This window comes from Arthrobacter sp. ISL-65 (genome assembly GCF_018613795.1).
Taxonomy (GTDB): Bacteria; Actinomycetota; Actinomycetes; order Actinomycetales; family Micrococcaceae; genus Arthrobacter.
In genome coordinates, this window is the sequence record NZ_JAGGPN010000008.1 from 1 (window position 1) to 23559 (window position 23559).

The 23559-nt window shown below is 60.9% G+C and carries 21 protein-coding genes and 1 pseudogene; 13 read left to right on the forward strand and 9 right to left on the reverse strand.

Annotated features, from left to right (window positions below):
• The first annotated feature begins 338 nt into the window (after nt 1-338).
• A pseudogene (locus J7I85_RS03670) lies at nt 339-2492 on the forward strand (glycogen debranching N-terminal domain-containing protein).
• A 20-nt stretch (nt 2493-2512) separates the two neighbouring features.
• On the opposite strand, the gene J7I85_RS03675 reads toward J7I85_RS03670, so the two are convergent.
• From J7I85_RS03675 to J7I85_RS03690, 4 genes are read right to left on the reverse strand one after another with little or no spacing between them, the layout of a single operon-like run.
• A complete protein-coding gene (locus tag J7I85_RS03675; RefSeq protein WP_214846755.1) occupies nt 2513-3952 on the reverse strand; it encodes a carboxylesterase family protein in 1440 nt (479 codons plus the stop codon).
• Between the two features lie 21 nt (nt 3953-3973).
• A complete protein-coding gene (locus tag J7I85_RS03680; RefSeq protein WP_308159384.1) occupies nt 3974-5311 on the reverse strand; it encodes a replication-associated recombination protein A in 1338 nt (445 codons plus the stop codon).
• Nucleotides 5308-5667 (reverse strand): MmcQ/YjbR family DNA-binding protein, encoded by a 360-nt coding sequence (locus J7I85_RS03685; RefSeq protein WP_214846757.1) that lies wholly within the window; start codon nt 5665-5667, stop codon nt 5308-5310. The genes J7I85_RS03680 and J7I85_RS03685 overlap by 4 nt, the downstream gene beginning before the upstream one ends.
• The gene (locus J7I85_RS03690) at nt 5664-6050 is read right to left on the reverse strand and encodes an MmcQ/YjbR family DNA-binding protein (RefSeq protein ID WP_214846764.1); all 387 of its coding nucleotides are present in this window, start codon (nt 6048-6050) and stop codon (nt 5664-5666) included. The genes J7I85_RS03685 and J7I85_RS03690 overlap by 4 nt, the downstream gene beginning before the upstream one ends.
• A 77-nt stretch (nt 6051-6127) precedes the next feature.
• On the opposite strand from J7I85_RS03690, the gene J7I85_RS03695 reads away from it, so the two are divergent.
• The 9 genes from J7I85_RS03695 to J7I85_RS03735 all read left to right on the forward strand — a co-directional run bounded on the left by J7I85_RS03695 (nt 6128) and on the right by J7I85_RS03735 (nt 13661).
• Nucleotides 6128-6721: a TetR/AcrR family transcriptional regulator gene (locus J7I85_RS03695; RefSeq protein WP_214846766.1), complete on the forward strand. Its 594-nt coding sequence runs from the start codon at nt 6128-6130 to the stop codon at nt 6719-6721.
• The gene (locus J7I85_RS03700) at nt 6714-7514 is read left to right on the forward strand and encodes a zinc-binding dehydrogenase (RefSeq protein ID WP_214846768.1); all 801 of its coding nucleotides are present in this window, start codon (nt 6714-6716) and stop codon (nt 7512-7514) included. Before J7I85_RS03695 ends, J7I85_RS03700 begins: the two co-directional genes overlap by 8 nt.
• A 38-nt stretch (nt 7515-7552) precedes the next feature.
• A complete protein-coding gene (locus J7I85_RS03705) occupies nt 7553-7708 on the forward strand; it encodes a zinc-binding dehydrogenase (RefSeq protein ID WP_214846770.1) in 156 nt (51 codons plus the stop codon).
• A gap of 65 nt (nt 7709-7773) precedes the next feature.
• Nucleotides 7774-8322, forward strand: coding sequence for a TetR/AcrR family transcriptional regulator (locus J7I85_RS25495; RefSeq protein WP_214846772.1), 549 nt, complete (start codon nt 7774-7776; stop codon nt 8320-8322).
• Nucleotides 8319-8672: a multidrug efflux SMR transporter gene (locus J7I85_RS03715; protein ID WP_214846774.1), complete on the forward strand. Its 354-nt coding sequence runs from the start codon at nt 8319-8321 to the stop codon at nt 8670-8672. Before J7I85_RS25495 ends, J7I85_RS03715 begins: the two co-directional genes overlap by 4 nt.
• Nucleotides 8669-8998, forward strand: coding sequence for a multidrug efflux SMR transporter (locus J7I85_RS03720; RefSeq protein WP_214846776.1), 330 nt, complete (start codon nt 8669-8671; stop codon nt 8996-8998). Before J7I85_RS03715 ends, J7I85_RS03720 begins: the two co-directional genes overlap by 4 nt.
• Nucleotides 8999-9718: 720 nt before the next feature.
• Nucleotides 9719-11233, forward strand: a complete 1515-nt coding sequence (locus J7I85_RS03725; protein WP_214846778.1) for an MFS transporter — start codon at nt 9719-9721, stop codon at nt 11231-11233.
• A gap of 438 nt (nt 11234-11671) precedes the next feature.
• Entirely contained in the window at nt 11672-12625 is a 954-nt protein-coding gene (locus J7I85_RS03730; protein ID WP_214846780.1) for an esterase family protein, read from the forward strand.
• Nucleotides 12626-12722: 97 nt separating this feature from the next.
• On the forward strand, nt 12723-13661 hold the full coding sequence (locus J7I85_RS03735) for an aldo/keto reductase (protein WP_214846781.1): 939 nt from the start codon (nt 12723-12725) through the stop codon (nt 13659-13661).
• A 458-nt stretch (nt 13662-14119) separates the two neighbouring features.
• On the opposite strand, the gene istB is transcribed toward J7I85_RS03735, so the two are convergent.
• The 5 genes from istB to J7I85_RS03755 all read right to left on the reverse strand — a co-directional run bounded on the left by istB (nt 14120) and on the right by J7I85_RS03755 (nt 18366).
• Entirely contained in the window at nt 14120-14917 is a 798-nt protein-coding gene (istB, locus tag J7I85_RS03740; protein ID WP_308159385.1) for an IS21-like element helper ATPase IstB, read from the reverse strand.
• Between the two features lie 15 nt (nt 14918-14932).
• Complete coding sequence (locus tag J7I85_RS24860; protein ID WP_374102428.1) at nt 14933-15250, reverse strand: hypothetical protein; 318 nt, start codon at nt 15248-15250, stop codon at nt 14933-14935.
• Nucleotides 15166-15861 carry a hypothetical protein gene (locus tag J7I85_RS24865; RefSeq protein WP_251023906.1) on the reverse strand — a complete coding sequence of 232 codons (696 nt, stop codon included), beginning with the start codon at nt 15859-15861 and terminating at the stop codon, nt 15166-15168. The genes J7I85_RS24860 and J7I85_RS24865 overlap by 85 nt, the downstream gene beginning before the upstream one ends.
• A 543-nt stretch (nt 15862-16404) precedes the next feature.
• Nucleotides 16405-17190, reverse strand: coding sequence for an enoyl-CoA hydratase/isomerase family protein (locus J7I85_RS03750; RefSeq protein ID WP_285289531.1), 786 nt, complete (start codon nt 17188-17190; stop codon nt 16405-16407).
• Nucleotides 17191-17409: 219 nt separating this feature from the next.
• Nucleotides 17410-18366: a nitronate monooxygenase gene (locus tag J7I85_RS03755; RefSeq protein WP_308159386.1), complete on the reverse strand. Its 957-nt coding sequence runs from the start codon at nt 18364-18366 to the stop codon at nt 17410-17412.
• Nucleotides 18367-19034: 668 nt separating this feature from the next.
• Between J7I85_RS03755 and J7I85_RS03760 the strand changes: the two genes are divergently transcribed.
• The 3 genes from J7I85_RS03760 to J7I85_RS03770 all read left to right on the forward strand — a co-directional run bounded on the left by J7I85_RS03760 (nt 19035) and on the right by J7I85_RS03770 (nt 23043).
• Nucleotides 19035-20312 carry an MFS transporter gene (locus tag J7I85_RS03760; protein WP_214846787.1) on the forward strand — a complete coding sequence of 426 codons (1278 nt, stop codon included), beginning with the start codon at nt 19035-19037 and terminating at the stop codon, nt 20310-20312.
• A 1278-nt stretch (nt 20313-21590) separates the two neighbouring features.
• Nucleotides 21591-22349 carry an IclR family transcriptional regulator gene (locus J7I85_RS03765; protein ID WP_214846789.1) on the forward strand — a complete coding sequence of 253 codons (759 nt, stop codon included), beginning with the start codon at nt 21591-21593 and terminating at the stop codon, nt 22347-22349.
• Nucleotides 22350-22740: 391 nt separating this feature from the next.
• Nucleotides 22741-23043 (forward strand): substrate-binding domain-containing protein, encoded by a 303-nt coding sequence (locus J7I85_RS03770; RefSeq protein ID WP_214846791.1) that lies wholly within the window; start codon nt 22741-22743, stop codon nt 23041-23043.
• Nucleotides 23044-23559: the final 516 nt, after the last annotated feature.

The following is a 23559-nucleotide window of genomic DNA, read 5'->3' on the forward strand; positions in this document are numbered from 1 at the left end:
AGTCAGCTCAACGACCTCGTCCAGGATCCTTCCCTTCCGGACCCTGTCCCCGGCCCGATAGGACCTCGCCAGCTGCTTCGTCACGGCCTTGCGCTCAGCCATCGTCAATCCCATCCACCCGGCGTAACCCGCATCCGCCCACCCCGGCAACCGCCGACCCAGCCGGAGGATTATTAATGAGGCAACGTATCCCCCTTCGCGGAGGTTATTTACGACTCAACGCGCACTCTGGCCTAAAAGCACAAGCGAGAGTAGCGTCCATTTCGGAGCAATGTTCACTTGCGACCGTGTGGCGCCTCGGTGGCTAAACGGCGCTGGCCTTTATTCGGAGGGCTGGAATGTCCGGTTGGAATGCTGATAACGCTGCGGGGCCTCTAGGTGCCGGGACGGTTACCCTGGTTGAGGGTTCGTCTTTCTGTATCTCCTTGGGGAATGGAGATATCCATCCCGGGAATCCACATGGGCTTTTCGTCCGAGACACTCGTATCCTGTCGCACTGGGGCTTATCAGTTAACGGCCAGGTGGTAGAAGAGCTGGGGGCCGAAACGAAGGAACCGTACCGCGCGCTATTTGCGGGACGTGTCCCCGGCCTAAACGGGCATGCCGACAGCCCCCCTTATTGTGGAGCGGCTGCGCGAAGTGGGGTCCGGAATCCACGAACAGATCACCGTTCGGAACTACTCGCTGGTGCCAGCCGACTGCGTGGTTTCGCTAAGAGTTGCGGCCGATTTCGCTGATCTTTTCGAAGTGAAGGAGGCGCGAATCAAAAGGCGTTGGGACGAAATGCAGCAGAACCGGGGCAATGAGCTGGTTATTCAGGCCAGCTGGCAAGATGTCCGAAAGGGCGTTAGCATTCATGCGCCTGGCGCAGAGGTTACGCCGGAAACGTTGACATACAGGGTGACCATTGCACCGCACGGCCAGTGGAGCACAACCCTGACGGTGATGCCCGAAACCGAGAGCGGCAGTCGTCCGCCGTCTTTCGTCCACGCGGACGGCGAACTCTCCCCCAGTGACTTGCGCCGACAACAGTGGGTGGCCAAGATTCCGGTCCTGCAGATGGGGAACCGGTCGATTGAACGGACTATGCGGCGTAGCTATGACGATCTGGGTGCACTCAGGATCGAGGACCCTAACCACCCGGACCGGGTTGTCGTGGCCGCCGGTGCACCGTGGTTCATGACCCTTTTGGCCGGGACTCGTTATGGGCCTCGGAAATGTCCCTTCCAATTGATCCCTCCTTAGCGCTGGGCACGCTGCAAACGCTCGCCGACCGCCAGGGCCGCGCAGTTGATCCAATAAGCGAAGAAGAACCCGGCAAAATTCTGCATGAGGTCAGGCTTGATGTCTCCAGCGCACTGGCGCTGGGAGGCAAAGCCACCTATTACGGCAGCGTTGATGCCACCCCTCTGTTCGTCATGGTTCTCGGGTCGGTCAGCCGTTGGGGATTCGCCGCGGACACCATCGCTGCTCTGCTGCCTCACGCAGACCGCGCAATGGAGTGGATTCAGAAATACGGGGACAAAGACGGCGACGGTTTTGTCGAATATGAGCGCCTGAACAATCGGGGCTTGATCAACCAAGGATGGAAGGACTCCTGGGACGGCATTAATTTCGCAGATGGAAGCATGCCTGAGCCACCGATAGCTCCGTGTGAGGTCCAAGCGTATGTCTACGGAGCCTACGCGGCCCGCGCCTGGATGGCTTACGATGCCGGAGACGAGGCCCTGGGCAACGAGTATGCCGATCTTATGGTGAAGTTAAAGAAGCGCTTCAACGAGCAATTCTGGATGCCGGAACGCGGATATTACGCCGTTGCTTTGGACGGAAAGAAGCGCCAGGTCGACGCTTGCGCGTCCAACATGGGTCACTGCCTATGGCTCGGACTTGTGGATGAGGACAAGGCACCGTCGGTGGTGGAACACCTCATGTCCCCAGAGATGTTCAGCGGATGGGGCGTCCGAACCTTGGCCACGGACATGGGCGCCTATAACCCGGCCAGCTATCACAACGGTTCGGTATGGCCTCACGACAACGCAATTATTGCAGCTGGACTCCTGAGATATGGGTTCGTGGACGAGGCGCAACGGATCTCGACTGCCCTGCTGGCGGCGGCCGAGTTTTCCGGCGGCCGCCTCCCTGAATTGTTCTGCGGTTTCAGCCGGGAACAATTCGCCGTGCCTCTGCCCTATCCGACGGCCTGTTCACCTCAGGCCCGGGCGTCAACGACGCCCATACTGCTGGTGACAGGCCTGATGCGGTACGACGCACACGTTTCGCAAGGCGGAGTGTGGATGGACCCAGTCCTCCCTGAGTCTTTTGGCGACGTCCACATCACCGTTGCACCCATGGCCGGCGGCAGGATCAGCATCGACATCGCCGACTCCGTCCCGGTAGTCAAGGGCCTACCAGAGCAGGTGACTTTTCATCGCGGGCACAGGCCATGGATTACGGAGCTAGTAGAGCAAGCTGATCGACGCCGAAAGGGCTAACAGCATACCCGGAACGGTGGTTACGGCCGCTCGATACCTGAGAATGTTTGCAGGACTTCGATCGCATGCCTGGTGGGGTCGTGTGGAGTATCGCCGATGCCCTTTGTCACAGGAACGGTCGTCACCGGTTCCCACAATTGGTCGGTGGTGCCCGATGCGAGGGCGAGAAGAGCGTCCCGAACGAAGGTGTCGCGGAGTACCTGCTCGTCGCTGGCGCCGGGGCGTTTCTGTCCAACGATGCCGTACATCTCCGTGCCGTGCACGGAGGGTGCTCCCTGAACGGGGCCGACGGAGAGCAGGTGCGCGCTCCCTCCGGCCGCGGCGTGCGCGATCGCGCCACGTGCCTGGGGCAGGGTGAAGGAGTAGTCGGTGAGCAGGGCGCCGCGAACCTGGACAGGGGTGCGCCCGCCGGTGTCGTATGCGGCGATGATCTTCCGGGCGCGGCTGCGTGGGAGGCGGTTCCGGGTGGCGAATTCCTCGACCAGGTCGTCGATGCTGCCGGGATCGAAATCCTCGGTCCTGTGAAGGACCCACCAGTCAGTCTCGTGGGTGGTGCTGCTGAACAGAATGTCGACGTCCCGACGCCGTCCGGACTCGAGGACTCGCATGGGATGATCGGCGAGGATCCCGTTCGGCTGGGTGCGGTCATCGACGATGGCGATGACCTCATTGTCGACACCGTGCGCTGCGCCAGGGTCTGAGGATTGCGTCTTACTCATCGTCGCGGCGAGGAGCTCCGCGTCCACGTTCAGCAGCTGTTCGGGATCGTCCCGAATTCCCAGCTCGGTGAGGACTTCCAGCGCGCGCTCTTCTGCCCCCCAGGCCGGCACCAGGCGCGAGGGCATGCCGGAGAAGGCGGCGATGTGGTGGAAGAGCCCGTCGGCCGACGGTACGGCGAGCAGGGCTAAGGCGGAGAAGGCGCCGGCGCTGTGGCCGGTGAGAGTGACGTTGTCCGGGTCGCCGCCGAAGCGGGCGATGTTTTCTCGCACCCACTGCAGGGCGGTGATGATGTCCTGCAGGCCAAGGTTTGTGGCTTCCTCGAGCGCACCGCCGTATTGGGAGAGGGAGAGCGCCCCGAACGGACCGAGCCGGTAGTTCAGCGACACCCCGATGGCGCGTCCGGTCGCGGCGAGTCCGGACGCGTTCGAGGTGGTCTGGGTGTTCGCGCCGAGCATCCACCCCCCGCCGAAGATGTAGACGACGACAGGGAGGGGCGCGTCCCCGGCGGCTTCGGGCGCCCAGATGTTGAGGTTCAGGCAATCCTCACTGAAACCGCTGTCGGCTTCCAGCCATGAGGTGTCCCCAGCTTGCAGTGGCGCGGGTCCCTTCTGGTCGTAGGGCAGGTCCGGGTTGAAAGGCAGCAGAACGGGCCGGCGGAACCGTTCGGCGGTAGCGAACGGAATGCCCAGCCAAGCACGCACTGCGTGTTCATTGGTGAGGGTGCTGCTCGTGTCAATCATTAGCATGTCCTTTCGAAGAGTTCAGTCGGTTTCGGGAGTCGTGGAGTCGTCGCCTGCGACGGCCTTGGGGCTTGTGGAGCGCAGGTTCGCCCAGTATTGGAGTCGTTCGCTGATGGCGCGTTCGTATCCGTTGGTTGTGGGTTCGTAAAAGGTCTGCCGGGGCATGCCGTCCGGGAAGTAGTCGGCGCCGGAGAACCCGGTGTCGGTGTCGGGGTCGTATTGGTAGCCCTTGCCGTAGCCGAGGTCCTTCATCAGCCGGGTCGGGGCGTTGAGGATGTGCGAAGGCGGCATCAGCGACCCGGTGCTTTGTGCTGCGGCGCGGGCCTTGTTGAAGCCGCGGTACACGCCGATCGACTTCGGTGCGGTTGCCAGATACAGCACCGCCTGGGCGATGGCGAGTTCCCCTTCCGGGGAGCCCAGGCGTTCGTAAACGTCCCAGGCGGCAAGGGCTTGCTGTACCGCATTGGGGTCGGCCATGCCGATGTCTTCGGTGGCGAACCGTGTGATGCGGCGGGCGATGAACAACGGGTCTTCGCCGCCGTCGAGCATTCGGGCCAACCAGTACAGGGCAGCGTCCGGGTCCGAGCCGCGCATCGACTTGTGGAGCGCCGAGATCAGGTTGTAGTGGCCCTCCTGTGCCTTGTCGTATAACGGCGCGCGCTTCTGCACCGCGGCGGCGAGGGCGGCCGGGTCTACGGGCGCGGGGAGGGCGTGCACCTGTTCGATCATGTTCAGCAGGTACCGGCCGTCCCCGTCCGCCATCGCGATGAGGGCCTGCCGTGCGTCCTCGTCCAGCGGCAGAGGTGCCCCGAGGATGTCTTCGGCGCGGTTGATGAGGGCGCCGAGAGCAGTATCGTCGAGGCGTTTGAGGACGAATACCTGGCAGCGGGACAGCAGTGCGCCGTTGAGTTCGAAGCTGGGGTTTTCGGTGGTTGCGCCGACGAGGACGATCGTGCCGTCTTCAACGTAGGGCAGGAACGAGTCCTGTTGGGCGCGGTTGAAGCGGTGGATCTCGTCGACGAACAGGAGTGTTCCCTGTCCGATCTCCCGGCGGCGCTGGGCTGCCTGGAACACCTTCCGGAGGTCCGCGACACCGGAGAAGGTGGCGGAGAGCGGTTCGAATGCGAGGTTGGTTTGCGTTGCGAGGAGGCGCGCGATGGTCGTTTTCCCGCAGCCGGGCGGGCCCCACAGGATCATCGAGACGAGTCGTTGCGCGCCGACCATGCGCCCGATCGGGGCGTCTGGGGCGAGGAGGTGGTCCTGGCCGAGGACGCCGGCCAGGGTGCGCGGGCGCAGCCGGTCGGCTAGGGGCCGGGAGGAATCGTCCATCTCGAACAGCGACGGCGGTTGCTCGCTCACGATCGCTGCTCCCGGTGGTGGCCGGAGGCGAGGTCGTAGGAGTCCTGAACCAGGTTCTCTATGAGCCGCTTCGTGACGCCGGGGCCGGGTCCGACGGAGATCCAGTGCAGTTTGTTCAGGTAATGCCCGGGGGTGATCGAGTCGTGGTCGCGGCGGAGCGCGTCGCCGTGGTGCGGTTCGGACTTGACGGTGATGATCTGCTGATCCGGGTCGTCCTCGGTGACGATGAGGAACACCTTGTCACGCACCTTCCACACCTCCAGGTGCGGTGTGAACGGCCGGCCATTGCTGACGTCCCCCAGCGCGGCCGCGGTGTCGCGGGCGGTCTGTTGCAACCGTTCACCGGAGAGGGTCATCGGCCTGTCCTGCCAAACACGGCGGGGTCCACGGGACGCTTCGCCCGGGGCAGGTTCTCGACGACGAGCAGATAGGACTCGGTGACCAGGTCCTCAACGAGGCTCTTCTGCAGGGTTCCGCCGGGGTGCAGCGTGAGCCAGTGCTCCTTGTTCATGTGGTAGCCGGGGGTGATGTCATCGTACTCCTCGCGGAGTGCTTCCCCGTCTTCCGGGTCGGCCTTGACGATCACGATGGGTTGCCCGGTGACCTCAGTCATCAGCATGAAGACCTTGCCCCGCACCTTGAACACATCCCAGTCGGGCCCGAACGGGTGCTCCAGATCCGCGCCGGGGAGCTCTTGTACTCGCGCCCGAGCATGTTCCTGCAGTTCTTCGCCATTCATGCGATCCCACTCATCCTGGACTATATTGAAACCTGGTACGTACGAGTGTACGCACTGGGTCAGACATTGGAGAAACTGTGCGCCGAGGGAAACCGAACGACCCGGGACGTCGCTCCCGGATTCTGCAAGCGACGCTCGACGTAATCAGGTCCGACGGCATAGGTGCGGCGTCTTACCGGGGCATCGCCGCGCACGCCGGCGTTCCGCTGGGGTCGATGACCTACTACTTCCCCAACCTTGAGGGCCTCATCCTGAGTGCACTGGACTCGACCCGCAGTGATCTCGAACCCCGCTATGCGGCCCCGCTCCTTGAGGCGCGCACCCGGGCCGACGTCGTCGACGTTCTCGTCGACGCGACGATCGGTGCGACGAGCCCCAGCCTCGCCGACATCCGCCTCTATGAGGAGATACGCCACCACGGCGCGCGGAACCCGAAGGTGGCAGCCGTGCTCCAAGCGGTCGAGGACGATTCCCTCGTGATGCTCAATCGCGTGCTCCCGAACAGGTCCGCGCTTGCTGTCAACGCCTTGCTGTGGGGCTGGTGGAGCCACCGCCTGGCCCACCCCGATACTGTGCTCGACGAGCTGGCGGTGCGCCAAGCCTACGAAGCCCTGGTCGCACTCCCCGCCTCCGGCCACCCATTCCACAATAAGGAGCAGAATCATGTCTGAACCAATGTGCGCCATCCGACTCACCGGCCCCGTTGACATCAACGGCCTTACCGTCAGCGAGGCCCCAATCCCCGAGTTGCGTCCCGGGTGGGTGCGTATTCGGGTGACGGCGTTCGGGGTCAATGAGTCCGAAATCACGAGCCGTAAGGGTGAATCCGGTCCCGACTTCTGCTTCCCCCGGATCTTGGGCATCGAAGCCGTCGGCGTCGTCGATGCCGTCGGGGACGGCGTCGCGCTTCGCCCAGGGCAGAAAGTCGCCACCATGATGGGTGGTCTCGGCCGCGCTATCGACGGCAGCTACGCCGAGTACACCGTCGTCGACGCGGCCAATGCGGTCCCGTTCGATACGAACCTAGGCTGGGATGTCGTTGGCGCGCTCCCGGAGATGCTGCAAACCGCACACGGTTCTATCACCTCTGGACTAGGCTTAGAAGCCGGACAATCAATCCTCATTCACGGCGGTACCTCCACCGTGGGACTCACCGCAATCGCAATCGCTCACCAGCTCGGCGCCACAGTCATCGCAACAACCCGAAACCCAGCCAGCCTGGAGCTCCTCACCCAAGTGGGCGCCGACCATGCCCTGCTCGATGACGACACCCTGCCGGACGCGATCCGCACGATCGCACCAGGCGGCCTCGACGCCGCACTCGAATTCGTGAGCGCAACAGCCCTCCCAGACACACTTTCTCTCACTCGGCAAGGTGGCACAGTCTGCTTCGTGGGAGCCCTCAGCGGAGTCTGGAGCATCCCTGACTTCTCACCGTTCACCATCCCCACCGTGTCCGGCTAACGAGCTACGCCGGCGAAGCCGAAGATCTGCCCGCAGTCGTGTTGGCACAGTACCTTCGCGCGATCGAAGCCGGCTCACTCGGCATCGTTGTTGCCGGCACCTATGCGGGCCTCGACAAGGTGGCAGAAGCACAGCACGACCTCGAGTCCGGTCATCGCCCCGGAAAGCGCGTCGTCGTCCTCGCCACAGCCTGACAATGAACGACGGGCCAGCCGTTCATCCCCGCCATACTTTACCTTCCGGATGGTAAAGTTTGAGGGTGCGAGAAAGTCAACGCCCCCAAATCCTTGACGCAGGCCTGCGCGTAGCGGGCTCCGGCCAAGGTGCCACGATCACCCTTGAGCGGGTTGCCAGCGAAGCTGGGGTAACCAAGCCGGGCCTGATGTACCACTTTCCGAACCGGGATGCACTCATGGTGGCCCTGGTGGAACATGCCGCCATCCAGCTGCGGCGAAGAATGATTGACCTCCTAAGTACGAGCCTGGAGATGGCAACAGTAGCTGACCGGTACCGGGCCTACGTTCAGGCTGCGGCCGAGGGGGAGAACATGCGCGCGGAATGGGCGCTTTGGTTTCAGTCCGCATTTTGCCCTGAACTGCAGGCGGCATGGACACGCCAACTTGAACCCTGGCTGTCACTGCCCGACGGAACGCCACCCTGGCAGCGCAGCCGGCTCATGACCGCGCGCTTGGCTGCGGATGGATTATGGGCCGCGCAAGCCAGCGGGGTACACAAGCCAAGCGCGGCAGATCGATCCGTAATACTGGCGCAACTGATCGACCTGACCCGGGACGGAGAAGCAGAGTGAAGAAATGGCTATCACTCGGCGGAGCCGTACTAACAGAGGTGAGCGCTACCCTCGCCCTCAAAGCGGCCATAGAAGCGCCGGGCTGGTATGTGCTTGTCGTCGTCGGATACATCGCCGCCTTCGGTCTGCTCACAGTCTGCCTGCGCACGGGGATGACTATTAGCGTGGCCTATGGCGCCTGGGGCGCAGGTGGCGTCACCACCACCGCTCTTTTATCCGCCCTCATCTTTGACGAGACTCTTACGTGGCTGATGGGCCTAGGCATGATGTTCATCCTCGCAGGCGTTGTAACGGTCGAACTCGGCTCGCAAAACGCCAAGCGCCCCCAACAAGAGAGAGACGCGAAATGAGCTGGGTTTTCCTGAGCTTGGCCATCGTCACAGAAGTTGGTGCAACCATGTCCTTGCGGGCTTCGGACGGACTGAAAAAGAAGCTGTGGCTCATTCCCATCGTCGCTGGCTATATCTTTGCGTTCTGCTTCCTAGGTCTGGCCTTGAATGAAGGGCTTGCACTTGGGGTGGGGTACGGAATCTGGGTTGCCTGCGGTGTGGCACTCACAGCAGTATCGGCCCGCATCTTCTTCAACGAACATCTGACACCACTCATGGCATTCGGAATACTGCTCATAGGCGCCGGAGTTTTGGTGGTTGAAATCGGCGCGGGCCTCGCTCACTGAACGCCGAAGCTTCCTGGCCACTAATGACGTGCCCATGACAGCAGCGACTAACGGGACTCCAGGCAAAAACATCCAGGTCGTTGGCAGGCTTCGTCATACGGTCCTATCAGCGTTCGCGTGCTGTCGGCTGTTTCCCATCCTCCTGACCGCCACGCACCTGATTCATTGGGAGTCGAGTTTCGAGACTTCACTGTTCAGCCCCACCCTCTACGGTTCCACTCGAACTTCTGCGACCCTGTCCGGCTTTAACTCAAACGTACGAGCCAAAGATTTCCACCGTTAACGTTCCGCATTTCCGGAACGTTAAAACCCCTGTACCGTCGATTCGGAAGAAGCTGCTTAGGACTCCCAGCCGAAGTTCAAGCTAGCGAAATCCAGAGCACTGGCCGTTTTATCCCAAGCGAACCGTTGGTTGGCGACCTCCGCGCCGAACTCGACCAGGAGTTCTCCGTGCCGCCAAGCAGGATTCCGGCCGACATGCACCTCTCTCGAAGCCGCCGCAGGGTCCATCCTCGGCGTGCGAGACAAGGGATGAGTTTCACACGGCACCATGCAGAGGATCGGGGACTATACAACCTTGCGAGTGTTCCGTTGGCGAATGTCTTATGGTTCACACTGAAGATAGCTGCTTAGGTATCCCTACCGAAGCAAGAACGCGGCCTTTCGGCCTGCGATCCACTGCGACCTCACCTAGCATCAGTGAATCGACGAAGGATACCAATGTCCACTGGAGACCAAAGATTTGGGAGTGCCAACAGCGCCCATGATGGCAAGCGGCGTTTGAAAGTAAGCCACATCCGCATAGTCAACAAGGCCGCCTTGAGGCGCGCTGTTGCCGGAACGGTCGTCGGAAACATTATCGAATGGTATGAGTTCGGTGTATTTGCCTACCTCATAACCGTAATGGGCCCTGTCTTCCTGCCGCAGGCCGACCCGACGGTCCAGGCTTTATACCTATATGGGACATTCGCAGTAACGTTCGTTGCCCGACCGCTGGGCGGCGTATTCTTCGGATGGCTGGGAGACAGGATCGGGCGAAGGAAGGTCCTGACCTTCACACTGCTCCTGATGTCTGTCGCCACGTTTGCTACCGGCCTGCTCCCGGGCTACGCCGTCATCGGCCTCTGGGCTCCGGCGCTTCTCGTGTTCCTGAAACTGCTGCAAGGGTTCTCAGCCAGCGGAGAATACACCGGTGGTGCGACCTTCTTGAGCGAATACGCCCCGGATAAGCGACGGGGTTTCTATGTTGGATTCATGGGCTCCAGTTACCTCGGATTCGCCTTTGGGGCTGGTTTGGTAGCTGTTCTACAGCTAGGTCTTGGTCAGGACGCGATGCAGTCCTTCGGCTGGCGTATTCCATTTCTCATCGCTGGGCCGCTTGCCGTCATAGCCCTGTATTTCCGCTATCGGATCGAAGAGTCACCTACCTTCAGTGCCGTTTTGAAGGAGCGGGCTGAGGAATCCCGGAAAACCGGTGAGTTGGCAAAGGACCCGGGTCTAGTGCAGGTCATTCGGGCCCACGGGCGCTTTATTCTGCCGGTCATGGGCGTCGCGGCCGCCGGCAATGTCATTGCCTACACCATGACGTCGTTCACTCCCACATATCTGAACCAGACGCTGGGGTTCCAAGGATCCCTCGGCACCCTTGTGATCTTTCCCTTGTTCGTCCTTGCGGCCTTCGCAACCCAGTTCTTTGCCTCGCTCTCGGACAAGATAGGCAGGAAGCGGATCCTGTTCAGCGGCGCAATCCTGGGCGTCGTGCTTCCGGTTCCAGCGTTCATGATGATGGCGTCCGGCCAGCTTTGGGGCGCACAGCTCGGGACTCTTTTCATCATGATCTGCGCCACTCTTTTTTCGTCGAGCTACGCTTCTTCGCTGCCCGAGCAGTTCCCGACGCCGTCGCGTTCCAGCGCTCTTGGGCTTGCATACAATGTGGGAAATGCTGCCTTTGGCGGTACAGCTCCACTGGTTATTGCGGCGCTTATCGGAGTTACCGGGAACAAGATGGTGCCCGCCTACTACCTGATGGGTGCTGCCCTTCTGGGACTAATTTCCGTCTTTTTCCTCAAAGAAACCAGTAGGAAACCACTAAATGGGTCCATGCCCAACGTGGAAACAAGGGAAGAGGCTCAGTACCTCGTTGACACCCAGGACACCAACAACCTCCTCGATTCAGCGGAACTGCCTCGCACCCTAGTTGCTCATTCAGACACCGAGCGGGGAAAGCACATTTAATCGTTCCGAGGGCTTCATGACTAGCGAACCGGCGGACCTCACTGGGACGTATCCGCGGCCGCAATAACCCTGATATCGACATGAACTAAGAAGGGGGCGCCTGGACGTCATTCCAGGAGCATCAAAGCCTCCAAGGAATTTGGACCTCAAAGCAGCAGATAAGTGGCCCGGGAGTATCGAACAGCAGTAGTCGACTGGAGACCTTCGCGCAGGGCGACCAGCAGTTAGGGCATGGCAGTTCTGAGAGCACTACCGGGACTTGTTATACAACCCTCCTGCGGAACGGACTGGGTGTAGGCCAAGCCGTTCCCGCCGTTCCTTTGTTGCACAGAGTGCCAGCGGTCGAAGCTCTTGACGAGAACAGTCTCGCTCTCGGCATCACCGACTCCGAGTCGATCCGGATCTTGACCACCTTGAGAAGAAGAAGGGTATTCCACTATGAACCATTCGCAGACAGCCACGACCGAACTCGAACTTGTAGAGCTTGACCATTGGGGGATGTCGTCCGAAGCAAACCTCTTGGATGAGAGTCAGGTCCCGAGCAAGGACCTTGCCGCTGTCGAGTTATCAGAAAACGACTCGGTGTCCGAGTACCGCCTGACATCCGAGTCGGTGCCGCAGGAGGGCGTTCCTGCCGGAAAGTATTACCACTTCAGGTGGACCAGCCACACCGCTTACCCGGACGTGACGAGCAGTGTCTACCTCTACCTGCCACATGGTGCCGAGGATGCCGAATCGGTCAACCTGATGATCTGCCTGGACGGCCTGGAGTACACCGGAGAGAAGTGTCGCGCCACCACAGTGCTGGACAACCTCGTGCACACCGGCGAGATCCCCATGACCGTCGGCCTGTTCCACAACCCAGGCGAGACCGGACCGGGCTACCCGCTCATGGGCGGGAGCACCAACCGTGCTGTTGAGTACGACACGGTCAGTGAGGACTTCGCCCGCTACCTGGTGGAGGAGCTGTTCCCTTTCATCCGGACCAAGGTCAGGCTCACGGACGACCCGAAGGGCCGCGTCATCTGCGGCTTCAGTTCCGGTGGCGCCGGGGCCTTCACCGCTGCCTTCCATCGCCCAGACGAGTTCGGGAACGTGATCTCGCACTGCGGCAGCTTCATCAATATTCTGGGTGCGAACAACCTGCCCAGCATGGTCCGGCGCACCCCGCGCAAGCCGATCCGGGTCTGGCACCAGTCAGGCAAGCGCGATCTCGACATCGTATACGGCAACATCCCCATCGCCAACCACGACCTCGACGCGGCCCTGAAGTATCGCCGCTACGATTCGATGTTCGTATTCGGCACGGGCGGACACAGCCTCAGGCACGCCGGCGCGGTGTTCCCCGAGACACTCCGCTGGATCTTCCGCGACCAGGTCGAAGACAAATGATCCCGGCTACCAGAGCGCAAGGAATGAGTAGCAACGAAACGATGCTGCATGAAATGGAGCCTCCAAACAATGAGGCGCGGAGGAAGGTACTTACTTCATGAATTGCTTCGAAGAACGCCCCCTTACAAGCTCAGGGTTGCGCAGCACACTGTTGGGTTTTGGCGCCATGGAGTTACGGGGGGCCTCGCACCGCGTGCCTCGTCTACTCGATGCGGGAGTTGCAGAATTACTCCTCAATACGGTGCTGGACGAAGGTATCCGATTCATCGATACTTCGATCGACTATGGAGAGAGTGAGAGGCTCATCGGGCGCCATATAGGTCATCGTCGGTCGGAGTATCTGCTTGCGTCCAAAGTGGGCTGTCCGCTGGACCATCAGCCTAATGGCCCGACCAACGGCCCTCTCGTCCATGACTATTCGCCTGCGAATATCCGGGCAGGAATCGAGCAAAGCCTCTCGCGTCTACGCACTGATTACTTGGACCTGGCACAGGTCCACATTGGACCCTCTGTGGAGGTACTTCAACGTTATGACGTGCTGGGCACACTGGAACGTGCACGAAAGGAGGGCAAAGTGCGGGCGATTGGCATATCTTCCACACTTCCGGACCTCCCTGACCACATCGACCTCGACGTGTTCGAGACGTTCCAAGTCCCCTATTCCGCACTCGACCGTTCTCTCGAAAATTGTCTTCCGCTTATCAACGCCACCGGAGCGGGCGTCATAGTGCGGGGAGGAACAGCACGCGCGGCACAGGCCAAACGGACAGTAGACAGCCGGGATGTGACTCCGGCGGATCTTGCCCTGGACGATCTGCTGGACGGCGACAACTTGCAGGGATTCCTCCTTCGCTTCGTGATGTCCCGCACCGAAGTTTCCACCGTGATCGTAGGAACAGCCTCTCCGGAGCATGTCCGGGAGAATGCCAAGGCTGCAGCTCGAGGAGTTCTGCCGGAGGACGTATATGCAGAAGCACGGCGTCGATTGGATATTGCTGGATTCCGCAGTTCGGATCCACGCAACCAAACCTTTTGATTACGCCCTACCCATGGAGCCGGCTTGAGACGTGCACACGTATGGAGCATGGACTTCCTCAAGCGAATCAATAGATGGAACGTTGACATCCCGTCGATCACATCAACGTCTCCGTCTCATTAGGGAAGCTTGGGTTCAGCCGGTCCCGCCGCGAGGGCAATGAACGCCTCTTCTCGCGGAGCTGGACCGCGGCCACGCGCGATCCTCCGACGCACCAGCTTCTTTGATCTACACCATGACCTGGCACACAGGCCCCGACGAAGACACCATGCAAGCATCCACGAAGAACTACGGCGGCCAGCCTGGAGCAGAGACGCGGGTCGTGCAGCAGCGTCGGCCAGTCCCAACATCACCTTTGGCAGGAAGCGGGTTCGGGGTCCCTTCGCCGAGGACGGGCCTATGCAATCTCCCCTCAGTCGCGCTGAACCAGTACCTCCGCGGCATCGAGGCCGGCACTGTTACGCCAGCCGAAAATAGGGCCAGTTTTGCCAAGTGAAAACAGGGCCACGGGTTGCTGTTCTATTGTGCTGAAGCTGGGTTCTTGTCTTGTTCCGGAGTCGGTAGCTGCTGCCCGTGAGGTTCAGGACTTCTGCGTGGTGAACGATCCGGTCGATCATTGCTGAGGCTACTGTCGCGTCGCTGAAGACTTCGCCCCACCTGCTGAAGGCGAGGTTGCTGGTATGCACCAGGGAGGCGTGTTCGTAGCGGGATGAGACCAACTGGAAGAAGAGGTTGGCGGAGTCCTGGTCGAAGGGGATGTAGCCGACTTCGTCCACTATGAGCAGCTTGTAACGGCGCAGCTTGGCCAGTTCCTGGGGCAGGCGTCCGCGGTCGTGGGCTTCGGCCAGTCTCGATACCCACCCGGTCGCTGTGTCGAACAGGACGCGGTGCCCGGCGCGGGCGGCCCGGATCCCGATTCCGACGGCCAGATGGGTTTTCCCGGTGCCGGGCGGGCCGAGCAGGACCACGTTCTTGGCTACTTCCAGAAAGACCCCGGTGCCCAGCTGCGCGACGAGGTTCCGGTCCGCGGCAGGCTGGTGGTCGAAGTTGAACTCTTCCAGGAGCTTGTGTCCGGGGAACCTCGCGGCCCTGATGCGCAGGGCGGCGCCGGAGGCTTCGCGTTCGGCGACCTCGCGGGAGAGGACAGCTGCGAGGTATTCCTCGTGTGACCAGCCGGCCTCCCGTGCGCGGTCTCCGAGAGACCGGTAGCCGTCGGCGATCCGCGGTGCACGAAGCGCGCGCGTAGTAGTCGATATCCTTCACCGCCCCGTTCACCGACCGGCCCCGGAGAGCTCGCGGGCATCGTCGAGGATGGCGACGCCGAACAGTTCGTCGTACATCGACAGGTCCCGTTCCTCCACCACCGTGGACCGTCCGGCCTTGACGCTCCGATGGAGCCGTCGGAGGGAGGCGGCCTTGTCCACATGCACGGGGTCAGTGAAGATTTGGTGCCTGGCCCATCGCCGTTCGTGGCTGGCCAGCAGCCGCCCGTCGGCGCTCACGGTCACTTTTTCCAGGTCCGCTTCGACGTCCACGATCCGCCCCATTGCACCCGGATCCACCGAATAGTCGTTGGAGAAGACCCGCACATAGTAGTCCCGAGGCAGACGGACGCTGCTACGGAAGGCGAACTCGGGGCCACCGGAGTTAACGGACGCATCGCTTCCCTGTCCCGGACGAAGAGCTCGGCCGGGCGGCCGTGCCTGGTTCGGGAATAGCGGCCGTTGGCCCGCGGTAGCCAGTCGGCGAGCTGGTCATTGAAATCCAATGGAGAAGCGAAGGTCCGGCCCGGCATGAAGCCCTGGCGGAAGTATCGGTTCATCCGCTCCACCATGCCCTTGGACTCCGGATCCCGCGGCAGCAACTGCCGGATCTCGCAGCCCAATACGCCGGCGAAAGCAGCCGCCGGCTCGGTCAGCCGGCCCTGTCCGATCCCCGATTCGTTGTCCCAAACCAGCTGCCTGTGCACCGCCCCGGCTTCCCGCAGCAGCAACCACATCCCGCCCAGCAGATCAAAACTCGTGCGCATCGGCAGCATCCTGGCCTGAGTGTATCCGGAGAACGCGCTCGTCATCACCAACACCGGAGGCTTACCCTCCTGCCCGTGACCCAAGGGCAGCGGATCGTGCGGGAACCACAAATCGCACTGCATCGCCTGGCCCGGTTGATGGACCAGCCGATCCACCGGATCCGCCGGCACGTACTCCCACGCGTTCGGCCAGTACCGAAGCCGGCATAGTCGGCGTCACCGCCAACAAAGCCCGCACCTGCGGCGCGTAAGCATCAAAGCTCGAACCAGCCACTTTCCACTGATACTTCGGCGGACGCTCCGCCTTTAACGCCCGGTCCACCGTCCCCCGGGAAACCCCGAGCTGCTTGGCCAGCTCCCTCTTGGAGATCTTCTCCGTCGCGTATCGGTGGCGTGTTTGCGCCCAAACATCCAAAGTGATCACCTTCCATAATGGTCAGTGGACTCATTTTCAGTCGGCGTTCTTGGCCCTATTTCCGGTTGGCGTCAACAGGCACATTAAGGATCGTCATTGCGGGCGTCTACGAAGGGCTCGAAAAGGTGGCCCAAGCCCAACACGACTCAAATCCGGACACCGACCCGGAAAACGCGTCGTCGTCTTAGGCACAACCTGAACCCAACCGGCCAGCGTTCTGGATCAACGGTTCCGTTCTTCCGGACAGTCAGCGACGACGCGTCCTATTGCTGCAACCCACCGAGATCCGTTTTGTCCGGTCAATTACCGGTGAACTCGATTGCATCGAGGTCGCCTTTGTTCCGAAACGTGCTTACGGCAAGTTTGTGGTCTTCAGTGGCGGCCAGGACTCCCTGCGCAAGGCCCTCGCGGTCCAAGGCATCTCCGAGGGTGCCGTCCACTGAGCGGCTGGTAAGGAACTTTGTCAGTCCCAGTGCCAGAGGGGCTCGTCGGGAAAGCGACGCACAGTACGCCACGGCTTGGTCGTCAAAAGACTCACCCTCCAAAACTTCGGCGACGAAACCCAACTGTTTTCCTTCATGCGCGGAGAACCTGCGCATGTTTAGCACTGCGTCCTTGGCACGGTGCAGCCCGATGGATTGCGCGAGAAGGTAAGTTCCGCCCATATCCGGCATTAGTCCCATTTTCACGAAGGACTGCTGGAACCAAGCCTGGGGGGCGGCCAAGATAAGGTCGCAGGCAAGTGCAAGGTTGAACCCAGCTCCCGAAGCAATGCCGTTCACGGCGGCCACGACCGGCTTCTGCAGGTTATACAAGCCTTCTGTGATCTGGCGGCCGTACGTAAGCACCTGGTTCATCTCGGCTGGAGTGCGTTGTCCCATACCGCGAATATCACCACCGGAACAGAACGCGCGGCCTGCACCTGTCAGCAACAGCACCCGCACCTCGGAATCAGATGCCGACCGGGCAATTTGCTCCACCAATGCACGCTTGACTGGATCATCAAGTGCGTTCAAGGTGTCCGGTCCGTCCAGGCGGCAGCGGAGCACGCCCGGTGCTGGGCGGTCAATCCTGAGCTCTGTCATACTGGAGTTCCCCCAGGGAAACGGCGCCCCAACCTTTGGTTCGGGTCGTGGTGCAATTCGGCGTGCTGGACGGGCCGTCGACCACTGCCCCCAAGCAGGCTGTCCGCACCTCGGACTGCTGTCGCGATTGGAGCAATCCACGCCGTCGAATGGATAGTTGGCGCCACGCCGGCATGGTTCACCGCGTGGGTCTTTCGCTCCGTCAGGGCCTCCACATTGCTAGGCGTCAACAGCATCGCCAACATCACTATTCTCATGGATCGGGCGAAATTCGGGAATCTGGCAGGCAGCGCGGTACTCAATACGTAGGCGTTGAACCAAGTCAGACACTGAAGGAGCATCGTCGATGAGGTCGATGCCTTGGCCAGCACTCCAGATGTCACGCCATGGTCGAGTCTTGGGCGGCAGATGGTCATAATTACCGCGGCCGGATGAGACCGGAAGATCCTCAGGATCCAAACCGATTGAGGCGAGTGAGGGCTTCAACCAATTGGCGGGAACAGCAGTTACACTGCTCGTGTAGATCAGATCAGTGGACCTCGACTTTACAAGCATCCGCCGATAGGCCTGGGGTACGTTGGCCTCTTTAGTCGCAATGAAGCGAGTCCCTAGGTACGCCAGGTCGGCGCCGAGGATCTCAGCGGACCTTATCGCGGCACCGGTTGAGATTGTCCCGGCTAAAAGGATAGTTCCATCGAACATACTTCGCACCTGCGGAATGAAGACGAAAGGGCTGAGTAGCCCCGAGTGGCCACCTCCTCCGCCCACAATGCAAGTCAGGCCGTCGACGCCGGCAGAGATCGCCTTCTCCGCGAAACGCATGCTCGTGACATCATGAAAGACCTTGCCACCCCACCCGTGCACAGTCCGGGTGAGTTCGGTGGGATCGCCCATGGCACTGACGATGACTTGCACACCGTACCGGGCGCAGAGATCAAGGTTTGCTCTCATTTCATCATCGGTCCAGCGTCGAGAGAAATTTACTGCCAGAGGACCGATGATCGCGGCAGGATATCGTTCTTGATGCTCATCAAGATCTCTGCGGATCTGGCGGAGCCAGTCCCCGAATTGGGCCAGGTCTGCGGCGTTGTGTCGGGGCAAAACGCCCATGATTCCCGACTTGCATGCCTCGCGGACCAAGTCGGGCCCGGACACCCCTGCCATGGGGGCGCACACAACAGGAAGAACGAGCGATCTACTTAGTGTTGGATCCAATGACAATTCTGGCCCTCTACTCTCTGTGTCGATGTGACCTCGATCGGCGTCCTCGAAGCTCGCTTCCGAGGCCTAAGTCGAGACTAACATAGTTGCGAGTCACAAAGTAAGTATCTGTGGAGTGATCCACTTCGGAAATGATGATCGCCAACTAATCGACGCAGCGCAGTGAAGCCGTTCTGCGAGGTTCTTCAGCATCGCGAGCATGTCAGGGGCTTTGAAAGACCCGTCCGACTGCAGCCTCGGCCGGCGCTGAAGAAGCGGTTAGGCCGGCCGCACTGCTAACAAAGGCGCAAATGGGTCCACGAGCCCCGCATCGGTCAGCGTTCGCCGCCCACGTGCGACTGGAACGCGTTAGGGAGCTCGTTCTCCAAAATAGACGAGCGAGTTCAGCGGCGCTTTTTCTCGATTTCACTCGTAGGGGCGCTCGACCATTGACAGGCCATGTTTGTGACGGTCATCATGGGTGTGCCGTCTAACGGAACATTGTGCCAATCTGGCAAGCGGGTGGGGCCTACCGACCACCCGGGCTAATCGGAGGTTATCCAGTGAGTTATCCAACGCCGCCTAGTGCGGCTCATACGCAAGCAACTAAGGCCGCCCATCGTCGTGTCGGACCCGCAGTTGTCGTGGGCACCGCTCTCGAATATTTCGATTTCTTTCTGTACTCGGCGATGGCCGGACTAGTCATTGGCCCCACGTTCTTCCCATCATCGGACTCGACTGCAAGCGCAATGGCCGCCCTTGCGACGTTCGGCGTCGGGTTCCTAGCCCGGCCACTTGCGGGGCTGGTGTTCGGAATTATGGGAGATAAGTTCGGACGCAAAATGGTGTTGTCCTGGAGTCTTATCCTGATGGGCGGATCCACGGGACTGATGGGATTGATTCCTTCGTACGACTCGATCGGCGTGGCAGCGCCAATCCTGCTAGTCCTGCTTCGCATCTTGCAAGGTGTGGGCGCAGGCGCAGAGTTCAGCGCTGCGATAACGGTCTCCTACGAACATGCCGCGGAAGGCAAGCGCGGGCGGTTCGGCTCGCTCCCGACGCTGGGAGTCAACTTGGGTGTCTTCTTCGCCTCGCTCGCGGTGGCAGGGTTGGCCCTTATCGGTGACGACTTTTTCTACTCATGGGGTTGGCGCATCCCCTTCGTATTAAGCTTTCTCGTTGCCATTGTGGGATTTGTTATTCGCCGGAAAATGCCGGAAACTCCCGATTTCGAGGCCATGCCAGTGGCCGAAACCCGGAGAAGCTGGTTCCGCGTTCTGGCCGACCTATTCAGGTCCGACTGGAGAGGCCTGGTCATCGTGTTTGCCACTTACGCCGGCTACGCACTCATCGCGACTCTGTGGAAGACGTTCTCTATTTCTTACCTTGCTGAGTTCAAAGACGTAGGTGGTGCCGTCAGTAGCTTCGGCATAACTTTGGCCAGCGCGACCGCAATTTTGTGGACACCTATTTGCGGCCGACTCTGCGACAAGGTCCCTGTTCAGAGAGTCCTGGCGTTCGGCGGCCTTATGGTCATCCTGTACGCGTTCCCTTTCTTCTGGCTACTCAACACAGGAGTCTCGCTGTACATCTGGATCGCCTTGATTCTCGGGACGGGCCTTCTTGCGCCACTTCTCTCCGTAGCGGCGAGCCCCTTCATGGCGCGCCAATTTGCGACCAAAACCCGTGTGACTGGAGTAGGCGTGGCCAAGGAATCCAGCGGCGCAATTACCGCCGGGTTCGGTCCGGTGCTGGCCCTGGCACTTATAGTGTCTTCCGGGACCGACAGCACGGCCGCTGTTTCTGGCATGTTCATCCTCGGCGGCATTCTGTTCGTGTTCGCTGCCTGGCAAGGCCGTACAACACCACCCTCCATCGCTAAAACCGGACCAATTGCTGATAAAGCAGGTTTGATCCTGTAAACCCGTTACAGAAGGCTGCGTCACATCAGCACGCGAGTGATACGAGCACCGCGTTCAGTCGCTAGCCGATGGCGATGCCGCAATTGAGCAGGCACCTTCGCCTTCCAGCTATTTCAGGCGCATGCAGCCCGTCCTGGCGCCGAAGATGTCCGGGGGCGCCTCTATCGTCAACGCCATTAAGACCATCGGCGATGTTGCCTGTGGACAATTGGTCAGCGCTATCCTTCAGGCCGACGCTTTCCTTCGTCACCTGCCCGATATGGTGTTCAGTTGGGCAGCCGTGGACGCTTAGATCTGTGCATGCTGGCCGCTTCCAATCGGGCCCAGTGGTTATTGACGCGACTGACTGAGGCGGCTTTGAGCGAGCTGTGGCCTGTGGTGATTGTCGTGCTCGATGAAGTGTGGGCAACAGGCCCGGTGTTCGGCTCCTGAGGTCTAGGCCCCGGTCAGTACTCGGGCCAAGCCGCGGGAACGGTAGTTGGATCCGTCAACGGTCATAAGCCGGCGGATTCCACACCCGGCTTCAGTGGCCCACCTACAAGGGTGATGGCGGCTCCGCCCTCATTCCCGCCTCCGAAATCTGCGGTCGCTTGCTCTCACTGAATCGGATTTCGAAAGAACGCGAAGCCGTTCAACGAGACCACGACCCCAAGGTCCTGGTGCATGCCCATCGTGAACACTCCCCAATTTGTGTTCTCAAAACGTATCTATGTCGGTACTCCTAAACCGATGGGAAACTTTGCTGTGTCATCTCGGAAGCCCAAGGGCTGATTCACGGCCCCGGCCCTCACTAGGGCCGGGGCACATCACCCAGGACATAGGCACAAGCACGCGATCGCCTGGCTGCGAGAGCTGCTTGCATTGCTTTTGACGTGACGGAGAGATCATGCTGGCAATGGTCACTCGCCAGTTAGTAATGGGAATTCCCCTGATGAGGGCTATCTCGTTGGTTGTTTTCATGCTGAGCTCGCTTACCCCGGGCACCGTCGGGCAGGCAAATCCTCAGCCCGACCGCTTCCCCCACTGGGCGGTCCTGAACATCCTGAGCCCTCGCTCACGGCGGGGCAGTGTTCCCAGAGAGATTCCGTTGACCCCCGCGGCCGGGTCGAATACGAGTAACCCGACTCGGCAAAGCGTCGTGGCTGATAAATCCCATAGTGGAATCACAGCTCGATTCAGCGGCGTCCGTGCAGGTGGAGTTCGACGTCCCGGCTGGTACTACGGGACGCAGTAAGCTGGCGAGATAACCTAGGGTGTCGGCAAATTGGGAGGAATCGGGTGGCCAGTGACGGCGTGAGAAGCGTGTTGACGGCAATGCGGGTGCTGGAGCGGCTTACCGAGCCCGGTCTGGTGGGCGTATCGCAGCTGGCCAGGGACTTGGAGCTCCCGAAGTCGTCCGTACAGCGGATGCTCCGCACGCTTCAGGAGGGAGGTTGGGCCGCCGAGGTCCACGGCCAAGTGACACGCTGGACGCTGACGCCGAAGATGTTCCAGTTGGGACAGCGATACCAAGCTGGCAATGATCTCCGCACGATAGCGCTGCCGGTGATGGAGCAACTTCGGCAGGAGACCCGAGAGACCATACATCTCGCGACGGTTAAGGGGGACTCTGTCTTTGTCCTTGAGACACTCGACAGCCCTCAAGCGGTGCGCGCGCACGTCTCTCCGGGTATGTCGATTCCACTGTTGGCCTCCGCCCACGGGCAAGCCCTTCTCTCGACGCGGTCTGACAACGAGGTCCAAGGAGTCCTGCTCCGGGGATTGACCGCCTACACACCATTTACCATCACGGATGTTGATACTCTTGCCGCTGCCATTCATCAAGCACGGGTGCGCGGATACGCAGTGAACGACCAGCAGTGGCAAGAAGGCGTCCACGGTATTGCAGCGCCCATCGTTGTCGCCGGGGTAGGGGTCGCTGGGATAGGCATCTCAACCCCGATTCATCGAATGTCTGCTGAGTTGCAAGACAAGTTCGGGGGAATGTTGGTGAAGGCCGCCATGGCCATCGCCCATGGCCTGGGAGAAGCGCTCTGAGCCTGGGGCTGCCTGAGTCTGTTGCCGCCCTACAGACTTCGTCGAACCCCGCCCGTCCCCGGGCGGGGTTCCACCTCTCGACCTTCTCGCGATCTGCGCAATAGACGGGCACATGCGCTGACAGCACATGTTTCTGAACTCTCGTCCGGCGGTGACGATGCCGCGTCGGCATTCGATGTCTCGAATCCGGTCCCAGGCTGCAAATCGAACATCTGCTTGACCTGGGCCATCCGCGGATCGGCTTTGCCTGCCCGCCTGATCCACGGCTGGCTTCCCTCGTTCAAGCCAGGCTTGATGTCGTCACAAAGGTCTGCGCAGAAGCACGAATCCCCTTGCTAGTTGTTCGGAAGGTCGACTACCGGGACCGCTCCAACGCTTCAGCTGCAGCGCAATGGATCGCCGACGAGGTTACGCCGTTGTCGCATACAACGATGACGTCGCTGCCGACGTCATCGCGGGAGCAGTTCGGTCAGGCTTCAACGTCCCTGGAGACCTCTCCGTAATCGGGCATGACAACTCAGCGCTGTCCGCGCGCTTCGTGCCCCCTATTTCCAGCGTCGAGATAGACATGGAAAACCCAGGCAAGCAATCAGCGCATTTGGCCCTCAACCTGGCCGAGGAATACACAATGCCCCCACTACCTGTAGCCACCGCGTACCTGCTTCACAGGGAATCCACAGGCCCGCGCCAGTAACGCCGTTGGAGCGGACGACGCGCCGCGGCTCGCTGCACCAAGCGTTATTCGCACATCAGCAGCTTCGCTTAGGCATGCACCGCAAAGAGCTGTGGGACTCACCCCGCAGTTTGCGTCGGGCACGAGCGCCTGGTGCGTCAGGCCCACCGTTTTCATGACGGTTTCCGGTTCCTCGCTGAGGCCGCCTGCGTGGCCTGTGACCATGCCGCAGGCATCGGGGAAGGCAGGCGGAGGCACACGCAAACCGCTTCGCCTACATGGCAGCGGGCGCCTCCTGCCATTCCTACGCCCTTCCAGGCGTCCTGCGGCCCCAGGCTAAAAACCGGAACCCCGCCCGGGGGCCTCGGCCAGAGTGACGAGTGGTTCTAATCGGCTCGCAGATGCTCCGGCATCCTCTCACCAATCCGTATTGCACTCTTAATAAGGATTTTGAGCTCCACCCGACCGGAGTGTGACGGTCCTTTTGAGCGTTGGGAATTCCTCTCGACCACGCGGCGCTGTGATATCCACTGTAAC